Annotated in this window: 19 protein-coding genes; 3 read left to right on the top strand and 16 right to left on the bottom strand. The window is 44.0% G+C overall.

Annotation, left to right across the window (positions count from 1 at the left end; all coding sequences use genetic code 11):
* Positions 1-48 precede the first annotated feature (48 nt).
* Together BVG16_RS09480 and BVG16_RS09475 are read left to right on the top strand one after the other, a co-directional pair.
* Positions 49-357 (top strand): metal-sulfur cluster assembly factor, encoded by a 309-nt coding sequence (locus tag BVG16_RS09480; protein WP_078498304.1) that lies wholly within the window; start codon positions 49-51, stop codon positions 355-357.
* 18 nt (positions 358-375) lie between these two features.
* Positions 376-1,092 (top strand): class I SAM-dependent methyltransferase, encoded by a 717-nt coding sequence (locus BVG16_RS09475; protein WP_078498303.1) that lies wholly within the window; start codon positions 376-378, stop codon positions 1,090-1,092.
* Here BVG16_RS09475 and BVG16_RS09470 read toward each other — a convergent pair.
* The 9 genes from BVG16_RS09470 to BVG16_RS09430 are packed head-to-tail and all read right to left on the bottom strand — an operon-like array spanning position 1,089 to position 12,923.
* Positions 1,089-2,390, bottom strand: coding sequence for an NAD(P)/FAD-dependent oxidoreductase (locus BVG16_RS09470; RefSeq protein WP_078498302.1), 1,302 nt, complete (start codon positions 2,388-2,390; stop codon positions 1,089-1,091). The genes BVG16_RS09475 and BVG16_RS09470 overlap by 4 nt on opposite strands.
* Positions 2,387-3,394, bottom strand: a complete 1,008-nt coding sequence (locus tag BVG16_RS09465) for a lysylphosphatidylglycerol synthase transmembrane domain-containing protein (protein ID WP_078498301.1) — start codon at positions 3,392-3,394, stop codon at positions 2,387-2,389. The genes BVG16_RS09470 and BVG16_RS09465 overlap by 4 nt, the downstream gene beginning before the upstream one ends.
* A gap of 14 nt (positions 3,395-3,408) precedes the next feature.
* Positions 3,409-4,452, bottom strand: coding sequence for a glycosyltransferase family 2 protein (locus BVG16_RS09460; RefSeq protein ID WP_078498300.1), 1,044 nt, complete (start codon positions 4,450-4,452; stop codon positions 3,409-3,411).
* Between the two features lie 50 nt (positions 4,453-4,502).
* Entirely contained in the window at positions 4,503-5,357 is an 855-nt protein-coding gene (locus tag BVG16_RS09455; protein ID WP_078498299.1) for a GGDEF domain-containing protein, read from the bottom strand.
* Positions 5,354-7,432 (bottom strand): cellulose biosynthesis cyclic di-GMP-binding regulatory protein BcsB, encoded by a 2,079-nt coding sequence (locus BVG16_RS09450; protein WP_144027337.1) that lies wholly within the window; start codon positions 7,430-7,432, stop codon positions 5,354-5,356. The genes BVG16_RS09455 and BVG16_RS09450 overlap by 4 nt, the downstream gene beginning before the upstream one ends.
* Before the next feature lie 20 nt (positions 7,433-7,452).
* Entirely contained in the window at positions 7,453-8,703 is a 1,251-nt protein-coding gene (locus tag BVG16_RS09445) for a glycosyltransferase family 2 protein (RefSeq protein WP_078498297.1), read from the bottom strand.
* Positions 8,700-10,259, bottom strand: a complete 1,560-nt coding sequence (locus BVG16_RS09440; RefSeq protein WP_078498296.1) for a DUF2334 domain-containing protein — start codon at positions 10,257-10,259, stop codon at positions 8,700-8,702. The genes BVG16_RS09445 and BVG16_RS09440 overlap by 4 nt, the downstream gene beginning before the upstream one ends.
* Before the next feature lie 18 nt (positions 10,260-10,277).
* Entirely contained in the window at positions 10,278-11,762 is a 1,485-nt protein-coding gene (gene wsfD, locus BVG16_RS09435) for a glycan biosynthesis hexose transferase WsfD (RefSeq protein WP_078498295.1), read from the bottom strand.
* A 30-nt stretch (positions 11,763-11,792) separates the two neighbouring features.
* Positions 11,793-12,923 (bottom strand): hypothetical protein, encoded by a 1,131-nt coding sequence (locus BVG16_RS09430; protein WP_078498294.1) that lies wholly within the window; start codon positions 12,921-12,923, stop codon positions 11,793-11,795.
* A 352-nt stretch (positions 12,924-13,275) separates the two neighbouring features.
* Here BVG16_RS09430 and BVG16_RS09425 point away from each other — a divergent pair, with 352 nt between their 5' ends.
* Positions 13,276-14,391 (top strand): response regulator, encoded by a 1,116-nt coding sequence (locus tag BVG16_RS09425; RefSeq protein ID WP_078498293.1) that lies wholly within the window; start codon positions 13,276-13,278, stop codon positions 14,389-14,391.
* A 9-nt stretch (positions 14,392-14,400) separates the two neighbouring features.
* On the opposite strand, the gene BVG16_RS09420 is transcribed toward BVG16_RS09425, so the two are convergent.
* The 7 genes from BVG16_RS09420 to BVG16_RS09390 all read right to left on the bottom strand — a co-directional run bounded on the left by BVG16_RS09420 (position 14,401) and on the right by BVG16_RS09390 (position 20,809).
* A complete protein-coding gene (locus BVG16_RS09420) occupies positions 14,401-14,844 on the bottom strand; it encodes a carboxypeptidase regulatory-like domain-containing protein (RefSeq protein ID WP_144027335.1) in 444 nt (147 codons plus the stop codon).
* A 127-nt stretch (positions 14,845-14,971) separates the two neighbouring features.
* Positions 14,972-16,288, bottom strand: a complete 1,317-nt coding sequence (locus BVG16_RS09415; protein ID WP_078498291.1) for an ABC transporter substrate-binding protein — start codon at positions 16,286-16,288, stop codon at positions 14,972-14,974.
* A gap of 23 nt (positions 16,289-16,311) precedes the next feature.
* A complete protein-coding gene (locus BVG16_RS09410) occupies positions 16,312-17,145 on the bottom strand; it encodes a carbohydrate ABC transporter permease (protein WP_408635315.1) in 834 nt (277 codons plus the stop codon).
* A 12-nt stretch (positions 17,146-17,157) separates the two neighbouring features.
* A complete protein-coding gene (locus BVG16_RS09405; protein WP_078498289.1) occupies positions 17,158-18,030 on the bottom strand; it encodes a carbohydrate ABC transporter permease in 873 nt (290 codons plus the stop codon).
* On the bottom strand, positions 18,027-19,118 hold the full coding sequence (locus tag BVG16_RS09400) for an ABC transporter ATP-binding protein (protein WP_078498288.1): 1,092 nt from the start codon (positions 19,116-19,118) through the stop codon (positions 18,027-18,029). The genes BVG16_RS09405 and BVG16_RS09400 overlap by 4 nt, the downstream gene beginning before the upstream one ends.
* A 23-nt stretch (positions 19,119-19,141) precedes the next feature.
* Entirely contained in the window at positions 19,142-19,978 is an 837-nt protein-coding gene (locus tag BVG16_RS09395) for a metallophosphoesterase family protein (protein ID WP_078498287.1), read from the bottom strand.
* An 18-nt stretch (positions 19,979-19,996) separates the two neighbouring features.
* Positions 19,997-20,809, bottom strand: coding sequence for an HAD-IIA family hydrolase (locus tag BVG16_RS09390; RefSeq protein ID WP_078498286.1), 813 nt, complete (start codon positions 20,807-20,809; stop codon positions 19,997-19,999).
* Positions 20,810-20,822: the final 13 nt, after the last annotated feature.

Below are 20,822 nucleotides of genomic sequence, written 5' to 3'. Positions count from 1 at the left end.
CGTATATTTAAGCTATTCTCATCTATCTGTATAAGGAGGACCAACAAGATGACATTAACCAAAGAACAAATCTACGAGCAGCTTGAATATGTAATGGATCCCGAGCTTGGGATGGATATTCTCAATCTTGGTCTCGTGTACGACGCGATCATCGAGGAAGAGAATCATGTCAAGATCATCATGACCATGACCTCCATGGGATGTCCTATGGCAGGGCAAATTGTAGCTAGTCTCAAGAAACAATTACATGCCACCCTCCCTGTTCAACAAGTTGACGTTGAAATTGTCTGGAAGCCGCAATGGACCAAAGACCGCATGTCTCGATACGCCAAAATCGCATTAGGCGTTCACGTCTAGGAAAGGATGATCCCGACCATGACTTTTTACGAAACTTTAACACCCTACTATGATCAAATTTTTCCGGCTAATCCCATACAGTTGCATTTCTTATCAACTACCTTCGCCCAAAAAGGCCGTCTGCTTGATGTAGGTGCTGGTACAGGGAATATGGCTGCAGCTCTCGTTGAGCAGGGATTCACCGTCCTTGCTGCTGAACCTGAACGCATGATGGCTGAGCAAATTATGAAGAAAGCAGAGAAGTCTGATAAGCTAACCGTCAGCACGCTTCCTATGCAGCAAATCGAAGATGTCGGGGAGGCCTTTGATGGCATTTATTGCGTGGGAAATACACTCGTACATTTGAATGATATGGCCGAAATACAAGACTTCCTGCACACCGCGTACAGCCAGCTGAATGACCATGGCAAGTTGGTTATACAAATCGTCAACTACGAGAAAGTGCTTCTCCATCAGGATTTCAAGTTCCCCGTCATGACCCGGGAGACATTTCAATTCGAACGAAGCTACGCCTTGGCAGACGATAAAATACTGTTCACAACGACACTAACAGCAGATGGGGAGCGCTTATCTAACACGATTCCTCTATATCCTGCTACGGCGGAGCAGCTTCGGCCAGTTCTTCAATCTTGCGGGTTTGCGTCTGTAGCGACTTGCGGCAATTTTGATGCCGAACCGTATTCGTCTGCCGCATCTCCAGCGCTCATTATTGTTGCAAATAAATCATCAATTTAGCGTGAATCGTGCAACATGACATCCACAACTTCATACCCCGTGCGGATTGCATAGTTCATACCCCGGTCTTCCGGATAAATGTGGGTCATATTCGCAATATACACATGGGGTATGGATGTCTGGAACGCTGGTTTTAAGGATGAATAATTGCATTTGATCATCGGTTGCGCATATTTCGCTTTGAATATTTGAAAATCCTCAATCCACCCCTCATGAAACGATGGGTTTATTTTCTGAAGATGATGGATATATTCGGCTTTGATTTGATCGTCTTGCGCTTGATATAGCGGATCTGTTTCAAACATATAATTCGAGATATAGAGAATGTGCTTGCCATTATATCTTGAATCTTGCACCATATTGGTGTGCTCGATCAATCCCCCAAAAGGAATGTCCATATCTCCGATATTTAACCAGTAAATGTCCGAGTAGGATTGATTTAATTTCAATACAGAACAAATGACACTTGTGTATTCAATTTGATCGATGGTCTGTAAATCATGTCTGGAAAGTCCCTGAACGAGATGTCCAACAACAGGCAACGGCACGGTTAACAGTACTTTGTCATATTGAACTTCCTCTTGATCGACGTGGACGACTACATGATCATCTATGAACTCTACATTCTTCACGAAAGAATTATACTTTATCTGCGCGCCAAGTCCCTGCACATATTCGATGAGCTTCGTTCCTACTTCTTCAAAGCTGCCCATGACATACCCTAACATCTCTTTTGTCTTAGCGTCGCTTCTTGTAGAGCCTCTTAGTTTGATCTTTCCCCAAAACCACGCCATCGATATTTGATCATGCTTCTCACCGAATTTAGATGTTAATAGAGGCTCCCAGCAAATTTTATACGCTTTTTCCCCAGCATGCTTTACGAGCCATTCCTTTGCTGTAATACGCTCTAAAGGTCTCCAATCCTGAATCATTTGTAAACGCAATACCGATATGCCGAATCTTATCTTATCCATAAATGTGAGCGGTTTGAATTTCAATAGACTTATCGGGGTCCCAAACTCATATATTTTCCCATCAATATAAAATCCCATCTTACTCTCGAGCCACTTTAGTTGATTCTTTAATCCAAGCTCTTCAATTAGTGCAATAATTTCATGATCCGACGTAAAAATATGATGATAGAAAATTTCTAGTTTCGTATCTTCATAATTTATGCTTGCGGCCACTCCGCCCAGCTTGGCTTCTTTTTCGTAGATATCCACGTGATGACCTGCTTCTAACAACCTTTTTGCAGCAGCCAATCCTGTAAATCCACCACCGATAATTGCGATCTTCATACAGACTCATCCTTTATCGTTTCTATTCTTTGTCGTGAAGATTTGTTGCTCAGCGTAAGCGATAACCACATGATGCATCCTATCACGGTGATCGGAATATATTGACTCACATGCACCAATATACTAAAGCTTGCTGATTGCGAGGAATGAATCATGAACAGACCCAAGCTTAATGTACAGAAAAATTCAAATGTTCCTACATAGCCAGGAGAGGACGGAATCATGATTCCTAAATTAACGATTGCAACGGATACGATACCCAATAGAAATACGTGCTCGGAAATCCCGAAAGACTTCGCAATCATCATAAATAAGCTTGCTTCCAATCCCCAGATCAATAAAGAAGATACCAAAATTTTCACTAACATGGATTTGGATTGCACAACCTGAAAAGCAACCAGAAAGTTCTGCATAAAACGAGTCGCTGTATCCGCAAGCTTCTCGGATTTCTTGGAGATCATGCGCCCTAAGAAGTGAATGAAAGATTGTTGATATTTACATAAGATCACGATAAACACAATGCATGTGACGAAAACTAAAATCGATAAGTACATTAGTCGTGTTAGCCATAGAGACTCCGTATGCAAATTAACAAAACCAATGATTAGAAATATCAGCATGGTTAATCCATCTGCCACTCGTTCCAAGATGACACTGGAGAATGAAGCCACTTTACTTATTTTTTCTTTGTTGCCAATCAGAACGGCTCTTAGAATATCTCCCGCTCGTAATGGAATTAAGTTATTCGCTGCATAACTAATCGTCATCACTTGATAGGAGGAACCGTAACTGATTTTTTTAACCGGAGACAATAAATATTGCCAACGACTTGCTCGAATGAAGAAGCTGGTGCTCTGCAATACCGTACCGATGATGACATATTTCACGTCAATTAGAGAGAAAGCTGTGATGATGTCACCCCAGACCACATGTCTGAATGCCAACCATAAAAAAAATCCGCTAATCAGAATCTGAATACTTAATTTTGCTATTTTCTTTTTCATCGTTAATTTGCCTACTACCCTCCATTGACTAACACTTGAGTTGGTTGCAATCCATATCTTTTATCTTGGAACACGTCCTGCATGTCCTGCACGACCTGTGCTTCGAGCTTCACTTCGGCAATATATTTAGGTCTATTCTTAACCTCTTTATAAATTCTTCCGATGTACTCTCCAATCAGACCTAAGCTAATGAGCTGCACTCCTCCAATAAACCATATGGAAATCATCAGCGATGCCCAACCCGACACGGCATTTCCATAGAGTTTGCTTACGAATACGTAGATTCCCATGATGATGCTTAACAGAGAGAATATCACCCCGATAAGAGATACAGCCCTTATTGGAGAAATACTAAAAGAAACAATTCCATCCAAAGCAAAGGACAGCATTCTCTTCAAAGGATACTTGGATTCTCCTGCAAATCTTGGATGACGTTCGTAGTATACTTCTGTAGACTTATAGCCGATAAGAGGAATAACTCCTCTCAAGAATAAATTAACTTCTTTAAATTGCTCTAACCCCTCAAGGGCCCTCTTGCTCATCAGACGGTAATCTGCATGGTTTGTAACGATATTGACGCCCATACGTCTAAGAAATCGATAGAACATCATCGCACTATTACGTTTGAAATAGGTGTCCGAACTCCGATCCTTACGCACGCCATAAACAATGTCGTACCCTTCTTTATACTTGGCTATAAATTCAGGAATCACATTCACATCATCTTGCAAATCAGCGTCCATCGATATCACGCAATCCGACTTGTCTTTTGCATGCAGGAGACCCGCTAACAATGCATTTTGGTGGCCTACGTTTCTAGCTAGTTTTAGCCCACTAACGAATGGGTTCGTCAAATTGAGTTCCAGAATGTTCTCCCATGTGCGATCCTTGCTTCCATCGTCTACATAGAGGATGGTACTTAACGGTGATATTTGCTTATCCTCGATAAGATTATGAATGACGCTCGACAATCTACTCGTTGTTTCATGAATAACTTCCTCTTCATTGTAACAAGGAACAACCATAGTAAGGATCGGGTATTGATTACGATGTTCCATGATATACCTCCTTCGTTAACCGTCTTAATTCTACATTGGGATGCAGAGAACTATACGTCATACTCCAATTGTTTTCTTGCCTCTGCAATAAAATCGAGCGGTGTTGAAATCCCTTCCGGGTCATACTCAACAGCTCCAATCTTAAGGTTCAGTTCAACTTTGTACTTATAGGAATGCTCACCATTATTTAGATTAATTACGTTCTGCTTCAAACGATCAATAACTACATTAGCCCCCTGGCGATCGGTAAATAAAATCAAACCCCAAGTCAAATTCTCTTTATCAAAAATATACAAGCAATCGTTGGTTCGAATGCTCGTCTGACTTAATGTCGAGATATCGTAGATCACCGATGTCATCTCTTCATCACTGGTCATACGCCGTATTTCATCCCAATACCGAACACGCATGACGACAAGCGTCAAAGGGATATTAAACCGTTTCGATAGCGCCATAAATACAGTGGTATCCTTTTGAAACGACCAGCTATTTTTTAAAAGCGTATTTTCATCCATAGTCGCTAAGGATGCGTTGCTTCGTTGCAATTGCTCTTTTTCCTCCTGCAACTGCTTATTGGCCCGGGTAAGCGTCCAGGTCACCGCGGTAATGATCGGCGTCATTAGGATCCAAAAATAATTTTGACTATCAATGCTCACGCCTTGAACAACGCTTTGATACAACGTGTAGGTTCCACAACCAAAAATGAAAAGAAAGTTAAGGATCAAGCCTGCTGTCAGATTCGTAAAGTAAGTTACAATTGCAATTAAAAAGGCTGCATTCAAAAAAATGATATTCTGAATATAATAAGTTGGATTGCTTGAGGTAAACACGACACAAATAAAACAGATCACGAACAATAGCAGAAAAGCTACATCCGATAAAAGACTGCTTTGATTCCGTTTCATCGACCCTCACCCCGTTTCTTTCTATACTTGCGTACAATGAGAACGAGAGCTACAAGCACTAGCAGCAGCACCAATGAAAAAGCTACCGTAAAGCCCAACACGTCTTCCCGTTGGACCAATTTATCTATTAGCGTTGGTTGGCTATCATCTGCTTGCTTCTTGAAACGATACGAATTCACTTTGCCATCTTTATCGGCAATGACACCATCCCCGTAGATTTTCCACATTGCACTCTTGCTAGCTATCAATTTTGAGGCTAAAAAATAGGATTCCGAACGAGAAGCCGTCACAGCCAATAAAGCATGCCCACTCTTATAAGGTGAGTCCATAAGTTGTAATGTACCTGCACGCGCACCGTAATCGTCATCAATACTCATTTTTTCATTCGATAGAAACCCCGTCCCATCGGCTCGGAATTGAAAGTAGAAACTGTTATTTTGTGATCGAATAAGTTCATTATTTTCGTAGGTCCCAATGGCAATGATATTGCGATCCAACACGTCCTGTGGCGCCTTATCTTCGTAGAAATGGATTTCTCCTCGGTTGCCGTCTGTATATTGCCCAAGTAGGCTGAATATGTTGGAAATCGTCTGATACGTATAGTTATCACGCTGCTTCGGGATCACAACAGCCATTCGATTGAAGTTGCCATCACGAATAAAGGGATATGGATAATTATTGAATAACAACTCCGTTTTTTCGGTTGTGTTAAGCTGTAATATCGTATCCTTTGTAATAAAGGCCCATGGCATCTGGTCTTCATTTCGGTAACAATACGCATTTTTTAATTCCAGATCAAACGCAATGGTAATCGTGAAATTACCTGATATATTTAAGTTTTTGGGGATGGGCAGCGTGACTTGATCCCCATTTGCTAACGCCGTAGTCAGCTTCTTACTGCCAATCGGTTTATCATTGACCAATACCGTGATCATCGAACGTTCGAAATCAAGGTTTTGCGCATATCGGAAATCAACACTGATTTTGCTTGCATCCGCAATAGACCGGTTTACGGGCTGAGAAACAAAATACGTCTGCTCTTGATGTCTCCACCCTTTGAGCGTATCCCCATTTGCTGTTAATTCTATGGTTCTGTTCATGCTCACAGCAGGGGTATCAACGTCAGTATCTTTATTCACGATTTTGATATCCTTGTTCAACTGCCCAATTAAATCTTGATTTGCGATCCATTTCCCAGCCTTCACTAATAGATCCGGATTTTGAGATGTGACAACTAACGTTGACTGCTTTTCTGATGTTAGCAATTGAATGAGTGCCTTTTCTTGTAAGTCTTGTTGTGCCAGCTGGGCCTTAATATCACTCGGTAAATGATCATATAAGGACACAACCGCAATAGCCTTCTTTTCTGTTATTTGATTGGTTCCATAAGAAAGGAAGGGAATCGGCTTATCCTCATTGCTGCTGGATTTTGAAAGGCCTGTTAACGCGTAGACGGCTGCTTCCAATTCAGTGGTATTGCTCTCCCCAGGCAGAACAATGGCACTTTGATCCGCATCCATAATATCCAAGCCAGTAAAAAACGTATGAAACTCCCGAATATTTTGCGGCGCCTCATTGAAATGCTGAATCGCTACATGGGAGGTGCTATACATTTGCAGCCAGTTATCTTGCCAATTTTCATTCACACAGACTTCATCTTTGGTCTGAAATGTTTGAACGGTTCCTTCGATCGTGATGTTATTCGAACCTTTCATGACTAACGCCTTTGGGATCGTTACCGCAATATGCTGCTTCCCCTCTTCGGTAGAGGGTCTAAAAGAGTTCAAATATGTCCCGTTTATTTTCAACGTTATGCTTGAACGATCCTTTAACGCTAAAGGAGAGGCCTCATAGTCTACCATCAAGGTAACGTCTTGGACCGACCAATACGTCGGAATCTGAAAATAAAGCTGTTTTGTTGTCAAAGCACCCGATAATGATATATTCGTGCTCGTCAAGGGCATCTCATACGTTAACCGTCCTGATTGTTCCGCGCTTACTGCTGAGATTTGCCCCCATTGTACGAATATTAAAGATAGGCATGTCAGAGATATTACTAACCATCGTTTTATCACAATTTTCTTTCCCTTCTAACTTAATAGCGTTCCGTTTTATACCATTTTACTTCCCGTTTAAATATCAAATCTTTCAAATAGGTGTATAACCCATTCGCAGCAACGATGATCCATAACTGACTGTAAGAAATATACATCAGCATGATAATCCATAGATTGGACAGGCGCATCTCGCCTTTTTCCGTCATAACGGTAATAAACGTCCCCACAACAAACATGGTAATAGCTAACATCCATAGGAACGAGCTAAAGCTTGCAAGCGTCGTATGCACGTATCCCAAAGCATGTAAAATAAGCAATATATCGGACATAATCAAGGAGGTTAACAATAAAAAATAGATCGATAGGAAATAGATAATATCAAAACGTATATTTTTCGCTGCTGGATTAAACAGCAATGCAGCATTTTTCACAATGACATAAATATTTCCCTTCGCCCAGCGCGTCCGCTGCTTGAACCAAACCTTTAAGGTCTGCGGTTCCTGTTCCCATGTCACGGCTTTGGGTTGAAATTTAATTCGATAGCCCATCATATAAATACGGAAGCTGATCTCCGTATCCTCTGCTACCGCAGATTCATCCCAACCGCCAATTTGCTCCAAAATATGACGTCGTATGATGAAGTTGGTTCCCGGTATGGTGCATAGCTTAAATAATTTCCATCGACCCGCCTGAGCCATCCATTGAAACGATAACGTTTCTATATTAATAAATCGTGTTAACAAACTGGCATCACGGTTTCGCGTTCGGAACTTGCCAATCACGGCTCCTAACGAAGCATCTTCCACAATTTCGGCAACCAGGTAACGTAGGGCTGTTTTCTCCGGTGTGTTGTCTGCATCGTAAATGGCAATAAGCTCGCCCCGACTTTGAGCAAATCCGATATTTAATGCATTGGATTTCCCTTTTCCGCCCGTAATGGAATCCGTATTTATGATGTTTAAATGACGACCCGGGTACTTCACCTGTAAATCGTGGAGCAAGGTATGGCTGTTATCTGAAGAATTATCATTGATGACAATAATTTCGTATCGATCATGAGGATAATCCAGTGCAAGGAGTGCCTCGACTGTCTTGGTAATGACTTTGCCTTCATTATGAGCAGGGACCATGATCGAGACGAACGGTACCTCCCCTTCCAACTCCGGAACAGGTTCCCTCTCACTCTCGATATAGTAGAAGTATCCAGCAATAATAAGAACAACATTGACAACCAAGAGCGCCCAGATACAAATGACCGAAATGAGCATAAGAATATCTGCAATAGTCATAGTTCTTTCCTTTGCTTGATATATTTGTCTTTGTAAAGTCGATATCCAATAATGAATAACAATCCAAATACCAGGAGTGTCGCTATAATTAACGCAATCAGGATCTTATTCTGAATATTGAATAACGTGGCTAAGCTTTTCTTTTGTTCATGCAAATAGTCATATTCCGAATTGATGTGTCTATAGGCATCATTCATATCAACGCTTCGATCATTGATATACAATAAACCGTTCCGGGATAAGACCGTATTCGTAACCGTCTTAACCTCATGATCATCGATTTTGTAATCATCGAAGTGAATCCAACGATCCATCAGGGTCTGCATATGTTCATTCATTTGATCTTCTGTTTCATCGAAGTCGTAGGTTAGAGCCACATCCATTGGCAAACGGGCAATCACCTTATCGGCGTGCTCAAATTGTTCCAAAAAGCTCAATGGCATGCTGAAGGCGGAAGAGCTAAACCTCTGTGATTCGTCTTGCTGAGATTTGTATCTGATACTTTCATTCGGGAAAAGAATGGTTGAATTGAAAAATCTCATCCCTTGATTTACATAATATTGATCATACGACCAGTACATCTCAGCCCCCATTCCCAACGGAGCTATCCCGTAATTAGCTAACACATCGATAAATAACTCCATCTGATCCTCTAACTTAGCTCCTGCTTGATTAATGGTTGTCGTTACAACAGGAGCGTTGACCAATATGCTTCCATTACGAGACTGCACATATTTCAACGTCTCCAGGTAACGCTTCATGGCAGGATAGTCGGTATTGCTGAATACAGGTCGAACACTGACGATAAAGGGTATACCCGCCCGATACAATTGATCTGCCATGCTCTCTACAAGCTTCAAGTCGGAAAAAGGATAGATTTCTTTGATCAGCAAATAGGTTCTCCCTTGCTCCGTCACCTTCAGCCAATCCTTTAACACATAGGCCATGGCTAATTCACTAAGGTTGCCGCGCTCATAATAAGGCACATACGCGAAGCGGTTCTCCCGAACTCCGTAAGGGGCATGAATATCCCCTTTTTCAGACGATATGCCCCCATAATGTCTGCCGTTTGCTTGCACAATGTAGGGAATATGGCTGACCCGAACGGATCGTTGTTTCCATTGTCCAATAGATAATTGGACGAACTGATCGTTGGTTATCTTTGTATGAAGGTTGAGTTGGGATTGAACCTGCGCAGGAACGTGAAACCCAATATGCAGATAGTCGCCTTTATACGCTTCAAAATCATGTAAATAATCCACGCTCGTCGTCGTTGCGTCATCTAGATTCCGAACCACGATGACCTTTTGATATTGAGCTAACATCCCTTTTTTATAGGCATCGAAAGTTGATATAGTAACCTGCATGCGGTAAGAGGCTAGCATCCTCTGCAATGCCTCGATATTGCCCTCTCTCGAAGTTCCTATTGCCAGCCCATCATAGATCAGCAATACATGTGAAGGCTCTCGAGGTAATGCATGTACGTAATTCGAAGGAACTGCCCCTATAATAATAAGGATGCATAGGAATGTCCTTATCATTGTTTTGAAATACAAGCCAATCCCCCCAAAATATTAATCTTGATCCCCTTGTATCAAACGCCTGCGAATCGCATCTGCCACCAATAAGAAGGTAACCAGATCAAACGCTGCGGTAAATAGAAAGACATGCTTGGCCAAATCGGCGTCTCCCGCCCCAATAAAGGACACGACAATACCGGATAAACCGATTAAAATCAGCATGACAATAAGCGGAAAACGAGCTGCCTTCCTCATATTCCTTGATCTTAAGGCTGAGATAAAGGAAGGGAGGTACAGGCCCATGACCAATGAAATCCATATGACAATAAAACCGAAAGTTCTTGGTGTGAGATGTTTTTTCAGCTCGCTATATTCGGAAAAAAAGTTCGTCTGGGCACCCCATGGCTTGCCAACATCTTTCTCGTAACTCCCCATGGCAGGAGGCCTTATGATAAACGCGCTTTTGGCTGCCAAATCGAGCATTTGGCCTGCTTGACCCGGATTCGTAATGTAGTATTTAACAATCGACCCAAATCCATAGTGACTATAAAAACTCTTCTCTAGTATTTCAGAATCAAGATCCACCGTTGTATTCGATTCAAAATAAACGCTTTTATCCAAAATGGCATACTGTGGATCGATTCCAAAAGGCTTCAGTGCAGCCTCAGGATCCTTCGATTCCATAAGAATGCCTCTCGTCATAGCATGGTATTTATTAATATTCACGAATTCTTTTGGAATAAAGGCATAAGTGCCCACACCTGCTAGCAATAAGCATGCTAATGAGGAAGCCGTCAATATACGAAATGTCTTTCCTTTTCGTATAAAAATAAGCATGATTCCGATGAATGCCACGATAACCCCCACTGGAGCATTTTGCTGCTTACTCGTGGTTAATAAGATTCCACTCAAGGTAAACACGGTCAACATGACGTAATCGTTATAGCGATTGCGATAGAGCAGCAGACCCGATGCAAGGAGAAAAATCATCATAATGAAGGCTACGCTCTCTCCATAGAAAGAATTGAAGTAGGCTGTATACGCTGTATCGCCAAAAAGAAAAATAGCCAAAATCGCAATGGGGTAGCCATACTTGCGAGGCGTTTTCCATGTGATGCTCTCAACCAGCAAATACACCGCAATCGTATACAGACAGGTATAGATCGCCGCTTGAACTCGAACGTCGAACACCAATGCATCAATAAACAATTTGTTCAACCAAACAGCTGCTTGGATAAAGATAGACTGTGAGGAGACAACCACCGTGTTATTCTCATTAAAATATTGAAATATGCCATACTTGGGTATAAAGTAGCCAAAATACTGGCTTGTGTAATCCGGCACATTAAAATAAACCCCATTGCCGTATAAAATACGGAAATAATCCCCGTTGTCGGCCATTCCGATGTAAGGCGGTGTGAATAGCGCGATACTTGTAATCAACAACACCATAAATGCGGCGAAGAAAGCTGGGGATATATTGGTTAAACGTCTTAAAATACCTAGGCGGTTAATTTTTTGAAGATGATTCCTGATCATGAGGTGTGGCTTCCTCCTCTCTTTCATTGCTTAGTATGAGAAGGCCAACAGTGCCATTAAATTATCAAATGAGTAGACTGTCTGCGACTTCGTATCACCAAAGCTGCCATACAGAGGGCTATCGGCATTATTTACTTGAAATTGAGACATTCTCTGAATGCTATTCTCATAGAGCTCCTGATCATCAAGCTCAGAACCTATCATCGCTGTAAGAGCGTAAATGGCCGTGGATTGAATTGTGTTCGTCGGAATTCCCTCTCGCGTGTATTGGCCGTACAAAGTACCGCTTCTCACCTGTTCCTTCAAATAAACAATGCTCTCCGGCTTCTGTTGGTTGACTTCGACAAGCGCTAGAATTGTTAGTAGGGATTCGACCGTGTTAATGTTCTCGGAATGATACGAATGCGTATCATACTGATACCTTGTCTCGTAAAACGGGAAAATATGAGACACATATCCATTCTGTATCACGCTCAACATATTGGAATACAACTGACGCTGCTGATCTAAAGGGCCCGGCAGTCTTTGTAGTGTTGTCAAATCGATATAGCACAACATAATGGATTGATTCGTCATTTGATATGATGCATCATAAAAATCGTATACATATCCATTTTTCGTATTATATGTATAGAATCGTTTGGCATAAGTGTCGGCTTCGTTCTTATATGTCGTATTCTTAAATGTACTCGCTGCTTCATACAGTGCACGAATGATTCGTAAATCGTCCACAGCCGCATTGGTCGAATAACGCTTTGGAAGCTTTGGGCTGTATCGATAACTGAACCCCGATGCTAGATTAAGAGTACGTTTCACAAGTGCCCATTCTCTATCAAACGCACTGCGTTGGTTCGTCTTAACAAAGTAACGCAGCAGCAGACCCTCAGACTCGGATAATACTTCATGCCCGGTGGCTAGTTGCGCAGATTGATCCGTATCCCGATAATTTGTGAACACACCATGTCTTCCGCGAAGCTTGCTGTTGATGAACTGATATAGCATGTTTTGCTTCTGTTGAATTTGTAAGGTCTCATTTGAGGGGGTAAAGGGCCTGGAGGACGCTCTAAAAGATGTGTCAGGTTCACCAAAAACAGGATCGAAAGAAACAAAAACGACGAACAATACCATGACATGAATGCAAAAAAAAATACTCCACTTCATCTCTTCTATCTCCGATGAATTCATTAGGTCTTTAGTCCTTGTGAAACTGTAAATAATTTGCTTTCTATATCTTACACTTATTGTATCATGAAAATCTATACAAAATCTGATATTTCATGACAGATTAACAATTTTATTGTCATTAATCAGTGATACAAATTGCCTACCTCCATATTTTCTCAACATGTTATATAGGTTTAATATCCTATATAGCGAAGGGATGCGTACGCTTTTCAAATAATAAACTCCTTCCAAAAAGCTAACTATCGAGCCGAAATAGAGATATAATATGACGTATACAGACAAGACAATCCCACGCTTAGACGAAAGCAGGGCTTAGGAGGTTAGCGTGATGAAGGTGATGCTGGTTGATGATGAAGCTTTGGCCTTGCTTGCCCTTGAGAAGCATTTATTAAGGATTGGCGGGATGGACATCATCGGCAAATATCAGAATCCCGAAGCGGCTCTGCATGCAGCAATGGAGCTTCGGCCCGATGTGATATTCCTAGATATCGATATGCCTGTTATGTCCGGAATTGAATTAGCTGAACGATTATATGCATGCCACGCTGCCATGAATATCGTATTCGTAACAGCCTATGATACGCATGCCATCAAAGCTTTTGAAGTTAATGCTGTCGATTATCTCCTGAAGCCGCTGCATCCCGAACGCCTTCAGACCACCATAACTCGACTTCAACTTTGTCAGGATCGGGCACCGTATATGCACAAGGCAGATTCCCCTCCCTTGTTGCGCTGCTTTTCATTCCTGCAATTTGAACGGGAGCAGCCTATTCATTTCGCATGGCGGACTACAAAAGCGCAAGAATTATTCGCATATCTTATCCATTGGAGACAGAAAACGATAAAAAAAGATACCTTACTAGAGATGCTATGGCCAGATACCGATCCCAAGAAAGGACTAACCCAGCTGTATTCAGCGATCTATCAAATTCGCAAACTACTAGAATCTCATGAGATTCCGATCGAGGTTCATAGCATAGATAAAGGATATATGCTTGATGTACAGCAAGTGCGACTAGACGTCGACGAATGGCAGAAGAGCCTACAAGACATGCCGCCACTCTCCTTAGACACCCTTGCGCATCACAAGGAGCTCTTGGAATTGTACCGCGGGGATTACTTAGAGGATTATGACTATATTTGGGCGGAAAGCGAACGAGAGCGCCTTCGTGCAATCTGGTTCCAGCACGCCGTACGTGTGGCGAACTTCATGGCGGAATCCGAGTTCTATGCAGAGGCCCTCACTTTGAATTATCGTATTCAACAAGCCTTTCCGGACGTAGAAGATATCTATTGGTCATTGATGAAAATTTACCAAGCCCAAGGTGACTATGCCGCGATCAAAAAACAATACACGATTTTATGCGAGATTCTATCCGAAGAATTCGGAACCGTACCCGAACCGCATATTACAGCTTGGTATGAGCAATGTATGGTACGTTAAGTCACACGGCTATTTAGCAAATGGCAGCTTCACAGGGTATGCAGCTTTCAGCATCACATCATGTTTCACAATAGCTGCAGCAGTAGATAGTAACGGGCTAATATACGGCTCATACCCTTTCTTGGTGACGACAAGGTAATAGTTTGTGTTAGGGGAGAACCAATATACGTACATCCCGTTTCTATCGCTGTATTGTATAGCATTTGCATGATCCTGCGGTGCAAAACCGCTTGGAAAGTGATGATCCCTTGACGAATCGGCATCGTACATCCGAATCTCCGCACCTTCAATTGCACGTTGGGTTAACTTATCCGTTACTTTCCCATAGGGCCGAACAAAAATGCCCGAATCGGGATTCGGATGAACCACTTCCCTAAAGGTTACCTGCGTTTCGATCCCCCCTACGTTTATAACTCGAACTTCGATATCATTCTTCACATGACGCTTGGACACGATGACTTCATCCCTTCCTAGACAGTTCACAAAAGCAAATTCCATTCTAACAGCAAGATCTCTACAAATTCTGAAATCAAAACAACCTCCCCTCACGATGTGAGAGGAGGCTGCAGGCCACCCGAGATTATTTACTTAACAGCGCATCTGCCTTCTTCGCTGCCTCAGCTATGGCTGCTTCAGCGGTAACCGATGAATCGACCACGGAACGAAGGATTTCATCCTTCAGAATCTTCGCAATTTCCGGGTATGCCTTCTGCATTGGACGTGGTCCTGCATAGGCTAATTGATCAACTGCAACTTTGAATAACGGTTTCTCTTCATATAGTTTCTTCATTTCATCGCTTTCCACCGCGCTAACACGGCTTGGCAAGTACCCTGTGAAGGAGCTCGCATAAATCGTCTGTTCTTTACTCGTCATCCATTGGATGAACTTCCATGCCGCTTCTTGTTTTTCCGGCGATAACTTAGCGGACATCACGAGATTACAGCCGCCCGTCGGTACACCGAAGGTTGTATTGGCAGGCATAAAGCTCGTACCTAATTCAAAACCTTGTTCCTCCGCCACAATCATGTTCTTCGTCAAATCTGCCGTGGAAGCAAATTGCATCGCAGAGCGCTGGTTATGGAAATCCGTCTTGGCTTGGGTACCTGCATCATCCGTCGTAACGATGTTCATGGTCCCTTCTTTCTTCATCTTCAGCCAGAGCTTCACGGGATCTATGCCTGCTGCCGTATTGAATGCCGCAGTCTTGTTATCCTCACTAATCATCGTACCGCCGCTTTGTCTTACGAAGGCTTCGTAAGTCCAAATATCGACCGGCATCGTGATGCCGAAGCGTTTGTCTTTTACCGTCAGTTTCCGTGCATATTCTTCGAATTCCGCCCAGTTCTTAGGACCGGCTGGATCTAATCCCGCTTCTTTCAACAGTGTACGGTTCAAGTATAGAATCGGCGTGCTGCGCAAGTAAGGCAATGCATATAACTTGCCGTCCACATAAGAGTTCCCCATCAACCCCGGAATGAAATCCTTCATATCCAAGTTAGCCTTCTCTACAAAAGGGGTTAAATCTTCTGTCATGCCTGATTTGGCAAATACGCCCACCGATGAAATTTCGTTCTGCCATACTTCTGGTGCATTGCCTGCTGCGAATGCCGCTTGCGCTTTGGAATGTTGGTCATCATAAGTTCCTTGATATTCGGCTTTCACGACTACTTCATCCTGCGATTCATTGAACATTTTCACGAGGTTCTCGTTGTTCTCCCCGATTTTGTCGCCCCACGAATACCAATACGTAATTTCAACTTTTTTCTTCTCGGGTGCTGGCGTCGAGGCACTGCCTGAGGCTGGCGCATCATTTGAAGCATTGGACGTCGTATTCCCACAGGCTGCCAAAGACAAAGCAAGCGTCGTTGCTAGAAGAACAGAAGCTATTTTTTTCACGGTAAATCCTCCCTATTGGTATATTATTTAACGCCTGAATAGACAAAAGCTTTAATAATGTGACGTTGAGCCAACGAGAAAACGATCAGAATCGGAATAACAAGAATCATGTTACCAGCCATCAAAATGTGCCATGCTGCGCCGCCATCCACCTCCCGCAGCTTGGAAATCCCGATCGGCAGCGTACGTGCGGCATCCGTCGTCGTCATGACCAACGGCCAGAAGTAATCATTCCAATGGGCGATAAAGCTGAACAACGCAAAGGTCACCAGGGTTGGACGAGCCATCGGCACCATGATTTTCAGGATGATTTTCCATTCGGGCGCCTCATCCAGCCGAGCTGCTTCGATCAACTCCTCCTGTACCTGCTTGAACGATTGCCGTAACATAAAGATTCCGAAGGCGCTGGAGGAGAACGGCAGAATAAGGGCGAACAGCGTATTCAACAACCCCCATTTGCTCATGAGCAGATATACGGGCAAAAATATTAACTGTCCTGGGATCATTAACGTCACCATCGTAATACCGAACAGCAGATTGCCGCCCTTGAACCGATACCGCGCGAAGGCATATGCCGCTAGAATGATCGTCGTGAATTGCAGCAGCAAAATACTGATCGAAACCACGACCGAGTTCATGAAATATTTCAAAAACGGACCTGATTCCCATGCGGCGGTGAAATTACTCCACATGATCTTCGACGGAATCCATTTCGGCGGAAAAATAACCGTCTCCGCGTACGATTTCAGCGATGTCGAGATCATCCACAGAAAGGGAATAACGAAGGCGGCCATCAGAAGGACCATACCCAGATAATGAAGTACTTTGAGAAGAGGTCTTTGTTCTATAGGCATCATCCTCGCTCCTTTCTATTGGTAATGAACTTTTCGGCTTAATAGCTTGAAATATACCAATGTCAGCAATCCCACCACGACGAGAAGAACGACCCCGGCAGCTGATGCATAACCAATTTTGAAATAGCGGAACCCATACTCATATATATAGAAGACGAGCGTATTCGTGGAGTTTACTGGACCGCCTTTGGTCATAATCGCAATCGTCTCGAAGACCTGAAATGAACTAATCAGATTAATGATAATCAGGAAAAACAAGGTCGGCGACAGCATCGGCAGCGTTATTTTGTAGAACGTTCGTAAGCGGTTGGCTTCATCCAGCGCGGATGCCTCATACATGTCCTTCGGGATACTTTGTAGACCAGCGATGAAGATGAGGGCGTTATACCCGACACCTTTCCATACCGCCACAAGAACCAGCGACAGCAGCGAACTGTCCGGGCTGCTTAACCATTCCAGCTTCGGCAATCCGACGAGCTGCAGCAGCCAATTCAACAGTCCGAACTGCGGATCCATGAGCCACATCCAGACCAGCGAGACCGATACGAGCGAAATGATATGCGGGCTGAACAGCGCGCCTTGGACAATGCCGTACCACGTTCCCTCCCGATTCAGCCAGATGGCTAGGAACAGCGAGATCACAATGGATAAAGACACCGTAAGCAGCGTGTAGTTGAGCGTATTGCTAAGCACTTGAAGAAACTCGTTATTGCGAAATAGCTCCGTAAAGTTATCAAGTCCCACGAACTCCTTCACTGGATTGATGAAATCCCAGTTAAAGAAGCTCAAATAAATCATGTAAAAAATCGGGTAAATAAAGAAAATCGAGAAGATCGCAATGGACGGTGCCACCATCACATAGGGGCGAAGCCGAGACCACAACGTCATGCGTATCCCCCTCCTGCAATCACTAACCGTTCCTGCACCTCGGTAGGCTCTAATGCCCGAACTCGCTGCCCATCCTGGCCGAAGTAGAACAGATCCGTGTAAGACACCGAAACATTCACTTCCACGGCGGTTTCTAACGGCTTCAGAAAGCTCTTCACATAGAATGTACCTACCGTGGATTCCAACTGATAAATAATTTCCGCCCCGAGCGTCTCGCGTGTCACGATACGCGCAGGAATATGCAGCTTCCCGACTGCTGCCTTCTTGTCCATGGTCATCACGGCTTTCTCCGGGCGGAAGCCGATGTGATGCACCGATTCATCCACCTGATAATCCCATGCTTCTACCGCTTTGGAACGGGTTACGATATTCATCGGAGGGGTGCCAATGAATTGTGCCGTGAACAAATTGTCAGGATCATCGTAAATCTGCATCGGGCTATCCGCTTGTTGAATGCGGCCTTTGTCCATAATGACAATCCGATCCCCCATCGACATTGCTTCGACTTGGTCATGGGTGACGAAAACAAACGTTGCTCCGAGCCGTTTGTGCAGTTGAATGAGCTCCGTCCTCATTTGGCTCCGAAGCTTGGCGTCCAGATTGGACAGCGGCTCATCCATGAGGAAGACGGCAGGGCTCTTCACCATTGCCCGCGCAAGCGCTACGCGTTGCCGCTGACCGCCGGATAGCGCTTGAGGCTTCTTGTGCAAATAATCTGCGAGGCCAACAATTTCCGTGATCTCACGTATCACCTTCTCACGTTCCGCCTTCGGCATTTTACGGTTCACGAGTCCGAACTCAATATTTTCTTTGACTGTCATCATCGGGTATAAGGCGTAGTTCTGGAATACCATCGCAACGTTGCGTTTCCCCGGTTCAATCCCGTTCACGCAGCGGTCGCCGATCCATATTTGTCCGTCAGATTGTTGTTCTAGACCAGCAATCATACGGAGCGTCGTCGACTTTCCGCATCCTGACGGACCGACCAACACCGTGAAAGAGCCATCTTCTATCGTCAAATCCAAGCCTTCTATGACTTTCTCCTGCTTAAAACGCTTCTCAATATTCTTCAGCATGATTTGTGCCATCACGGTCACCCCCGCTTTCTGAATTATCGTGCAGCCTTCAATCGTTGCGTAACGAGTCGCAAGTCCGCTTCTTCGCCAAGTGCAGATGCTGTAGGTCCGAACCCTGGCATACGCGTATAGAAGCAGGCGACATCCTCGTTCAACTGGGGATCGTCCATACGAACGTAATCCATACTTACCTCGCCATCTTTAACTTCAATGATGCGAAATGCCGGAACATCCAGGCAGGCCGCGGTCTGAATATAATGCCAGCCTGCTTGGCGGACCAACGAATTCACATGATTATGACCACAGAAGTAGAATCCGCCCTCTGCCTTGCGATGCAAGACGGACTTCACATCCACGCGCGGATGGATCGATAACATATCCATCGTAGAGCGCATCGTCGTGTCATGCACAGGATGATGGCCAAAAACGAACACGGGTTTATCCCCCGACCGTTCAAGCTGTTGATGCAGCCACACAAGCTGTTCCGCATCTAATGTTCCGCCCCAATCGGATGGGTTCATTTCTTGCGTCGTATCCAGAATCAAGAGCATGACGTCCTCCGTATCGATGACACGGTAACGCTCCTGACCCGTAATCGCCAGAATATCTGCCTTCGGGATCGAATACGTATCGTGGTTGCCAAGGACATGAATGAACTGACGTCCGCTGTGATCTATCCATTCCACGAGTTGTTCTAACTCTTCCGGGACTCCTTCATGAGTCAAATCCCCTATGGAAATGTGGAAATCTGCCTCTTGGTCTAGAAAAGCTTGCAGCATGTAGCGATAGGCTTTTTCTTTGGCTTTCACCAACTCTTCGGAATCATGGTGCATCCGTGAATAATGGAAATCCCCTATGAGTGCGATACGCATCGATATCAACCTCCAGCATTATAGTTGGGCCGTATATAACCCCTTTGTTCCACGAACCATTTCGCCTAACGTAGAAATCACATAATCCGGATAGATCTGCATGTTGTCGATATCCTCCCTTGAAGCAATTCCTGTGAGTACAAGAGCCGTCTTCATGCCGTTATTCAGGCCAAGAAGGATATCCGTCTCTAAGCGGTCGCCCACCATCAGGCATCGTTCACTCTTCAAGCCTAATTGTTGAATGGATTTAGCTGCATAATAAGCAGAAGGCTTGCCAATGACGACATCTAGTTGCGACTGGCCTGCTGCCTCCAGCGCCTTGACTAAGGCACCTGTATCAGGAATGACATCATCCACAACAGGACAGCATGTATCCGGGTTTGCGGCAATCAGCTTGGCCCCGTTCCGTATCGCTTTTGCAGCCCCATGAAGCTTGTCATAGGTGAACTGGCGATCCATACCTACGAGCACATGCGTTGCTTCGAGTGGATTTTCTGTCATGCGAACAGCGAACTGGCGAAGCTCTTCCTTCATGGCCGCTTCGCCCACCATGAAGATAACGGCATTCGGTGCATGCTCCTGAAAGTACATTCCCGATACATAAGTGGCCGTCATGATCTCATCCACCTGGCATTCGAGTTCAAGCCGTGCTAATCTTCGCTGGCAGTCTTGCCGCGTATGCACGGACGTGTTGGTTAAGAACATCACCTTCTTGCCCCTTTGCCTCAGAGCCATGATCGTATCTAGTACACCCGGGAGAAGCCGATCCCCGATGAAGATGGTACCGTCTAAGTCAAAACAGTAAGCGTCAAATGATAATAAATCGTCCATATCCGATCTCCTT

It is taken from the genome of Paenibacillus selenitireducens, from assembly GCF_002021565.1.
Classification (GTDB): domain Bacteria; phylum Bacillota; class Bacilli; order Paenibacillales; family Paenibacillaceae; genus Paenibacillus_K; species Paenibacillus_K selenitireducens.
Note: the sequence above shows the minus strand (reverse complement) of the source record. Positions and strands in the feature narration are given on the sequence as shown.

Coding starts and splice junctions, on each gene's coding strand:
- BVG16_RS09410 (WP_408635315.1), bottom strand. CDS start 17,145: ATGATGCCTATAGAACAAAGACCTCTTCTCAAAGTACTTCATTATCTG.
- BVG16_RS09425 (WP_078498293.1), top strand. CDS start 13,276: ATGAAGGTGATGCTGGTTGATGATGAAGCTTTGGCCTTGCTTGCCCTT.
- BVG16_RS09405 (WP_078498289.1), bottom strand. CDS start 18,030: ATGACGTTGTGGTCTCGGCTTCGCCCCTATGTGATGGTGGCACCGTCC.
- BVG16_RS09460 (WP_078498300.1), bottom strand. CDS start 4,452: ATGGAACATCGTAATCAATACCCGATCCTTACTATGGTTGTTCCTTGT.
- BVG16_RS09395 (WP_078498287.1), bottom strand. CDS start 19,978: ATGCGTATCGCACTCATAGGGGATTTCCATTATTCACGGATGCACCAT.
- BVG16_RS09455 (WP_078498299.1), bottom strand. CDS start 5,357: ATGAAACGGAATCAAAGCAGTCTTTTATCGGATGTAGCTTTTCTGCTA.
- BVG16_RS09465 (WP_078498301.1), bottom strand. CDS start 3,394: ATGAAAAAGAAAATAGCAAAATTAAGTATTCAGATTCTGATTAGCGGA.
- BVG16_RS09480 (WP_078498304.1), top strand. CDS start 49: ATGACATTAACCAAAGAACAAATCTACGAGCAGCTTGAATATGTAATG.
- BVG16_RS09430 (WP_078498294.1), bottom strand. CDS start 12,923: ATGAAGTGGAGTATTTTTTTTTGCATTCATGTCATGGTATTGTTCGTC.
- BVG16_RS09445 (WP_078498297.1), bottom strand. CDS start 8,703: ATGACTATTGCAGATATTCTTATGCTCATTTCGGTCATTTGTATCTGG.
- wsfD (WP_078498295.1), bottom strand. CDS start 11,762: ATGATCAGGAATCATCTTCAAAAAATTAACCGCCTAGGTATTTTAAGA.
- BVG16_RS09400 (WP_078498288.1), bottom strand. CDS start 19,118: ATGGCACAAATCATGCTGAAGAATATTGAGAAGCGTTTTAAGCAGGAG.
- BVG16_RS09390 (WP_078498286.1), bottom strand. CDS start 20,809: ATGGACGATTTATTATCATTTGACGCTTACTGTTTTGACTTAGACGGT.
- BVG16_RS09470 (WP_078498302.1), bottom strand. CDS start 2,390: ATGAAGATCGCAATTATCGGTGGTGGATTTACAGGATTGGCTGCTGCA.
- BVG16_RS09475 (WP_078498303.1), top strand. CDS start 376: ATGACTTTTTACGAAACTTTAACACCCTACTATGATCAAATTTTTCCG.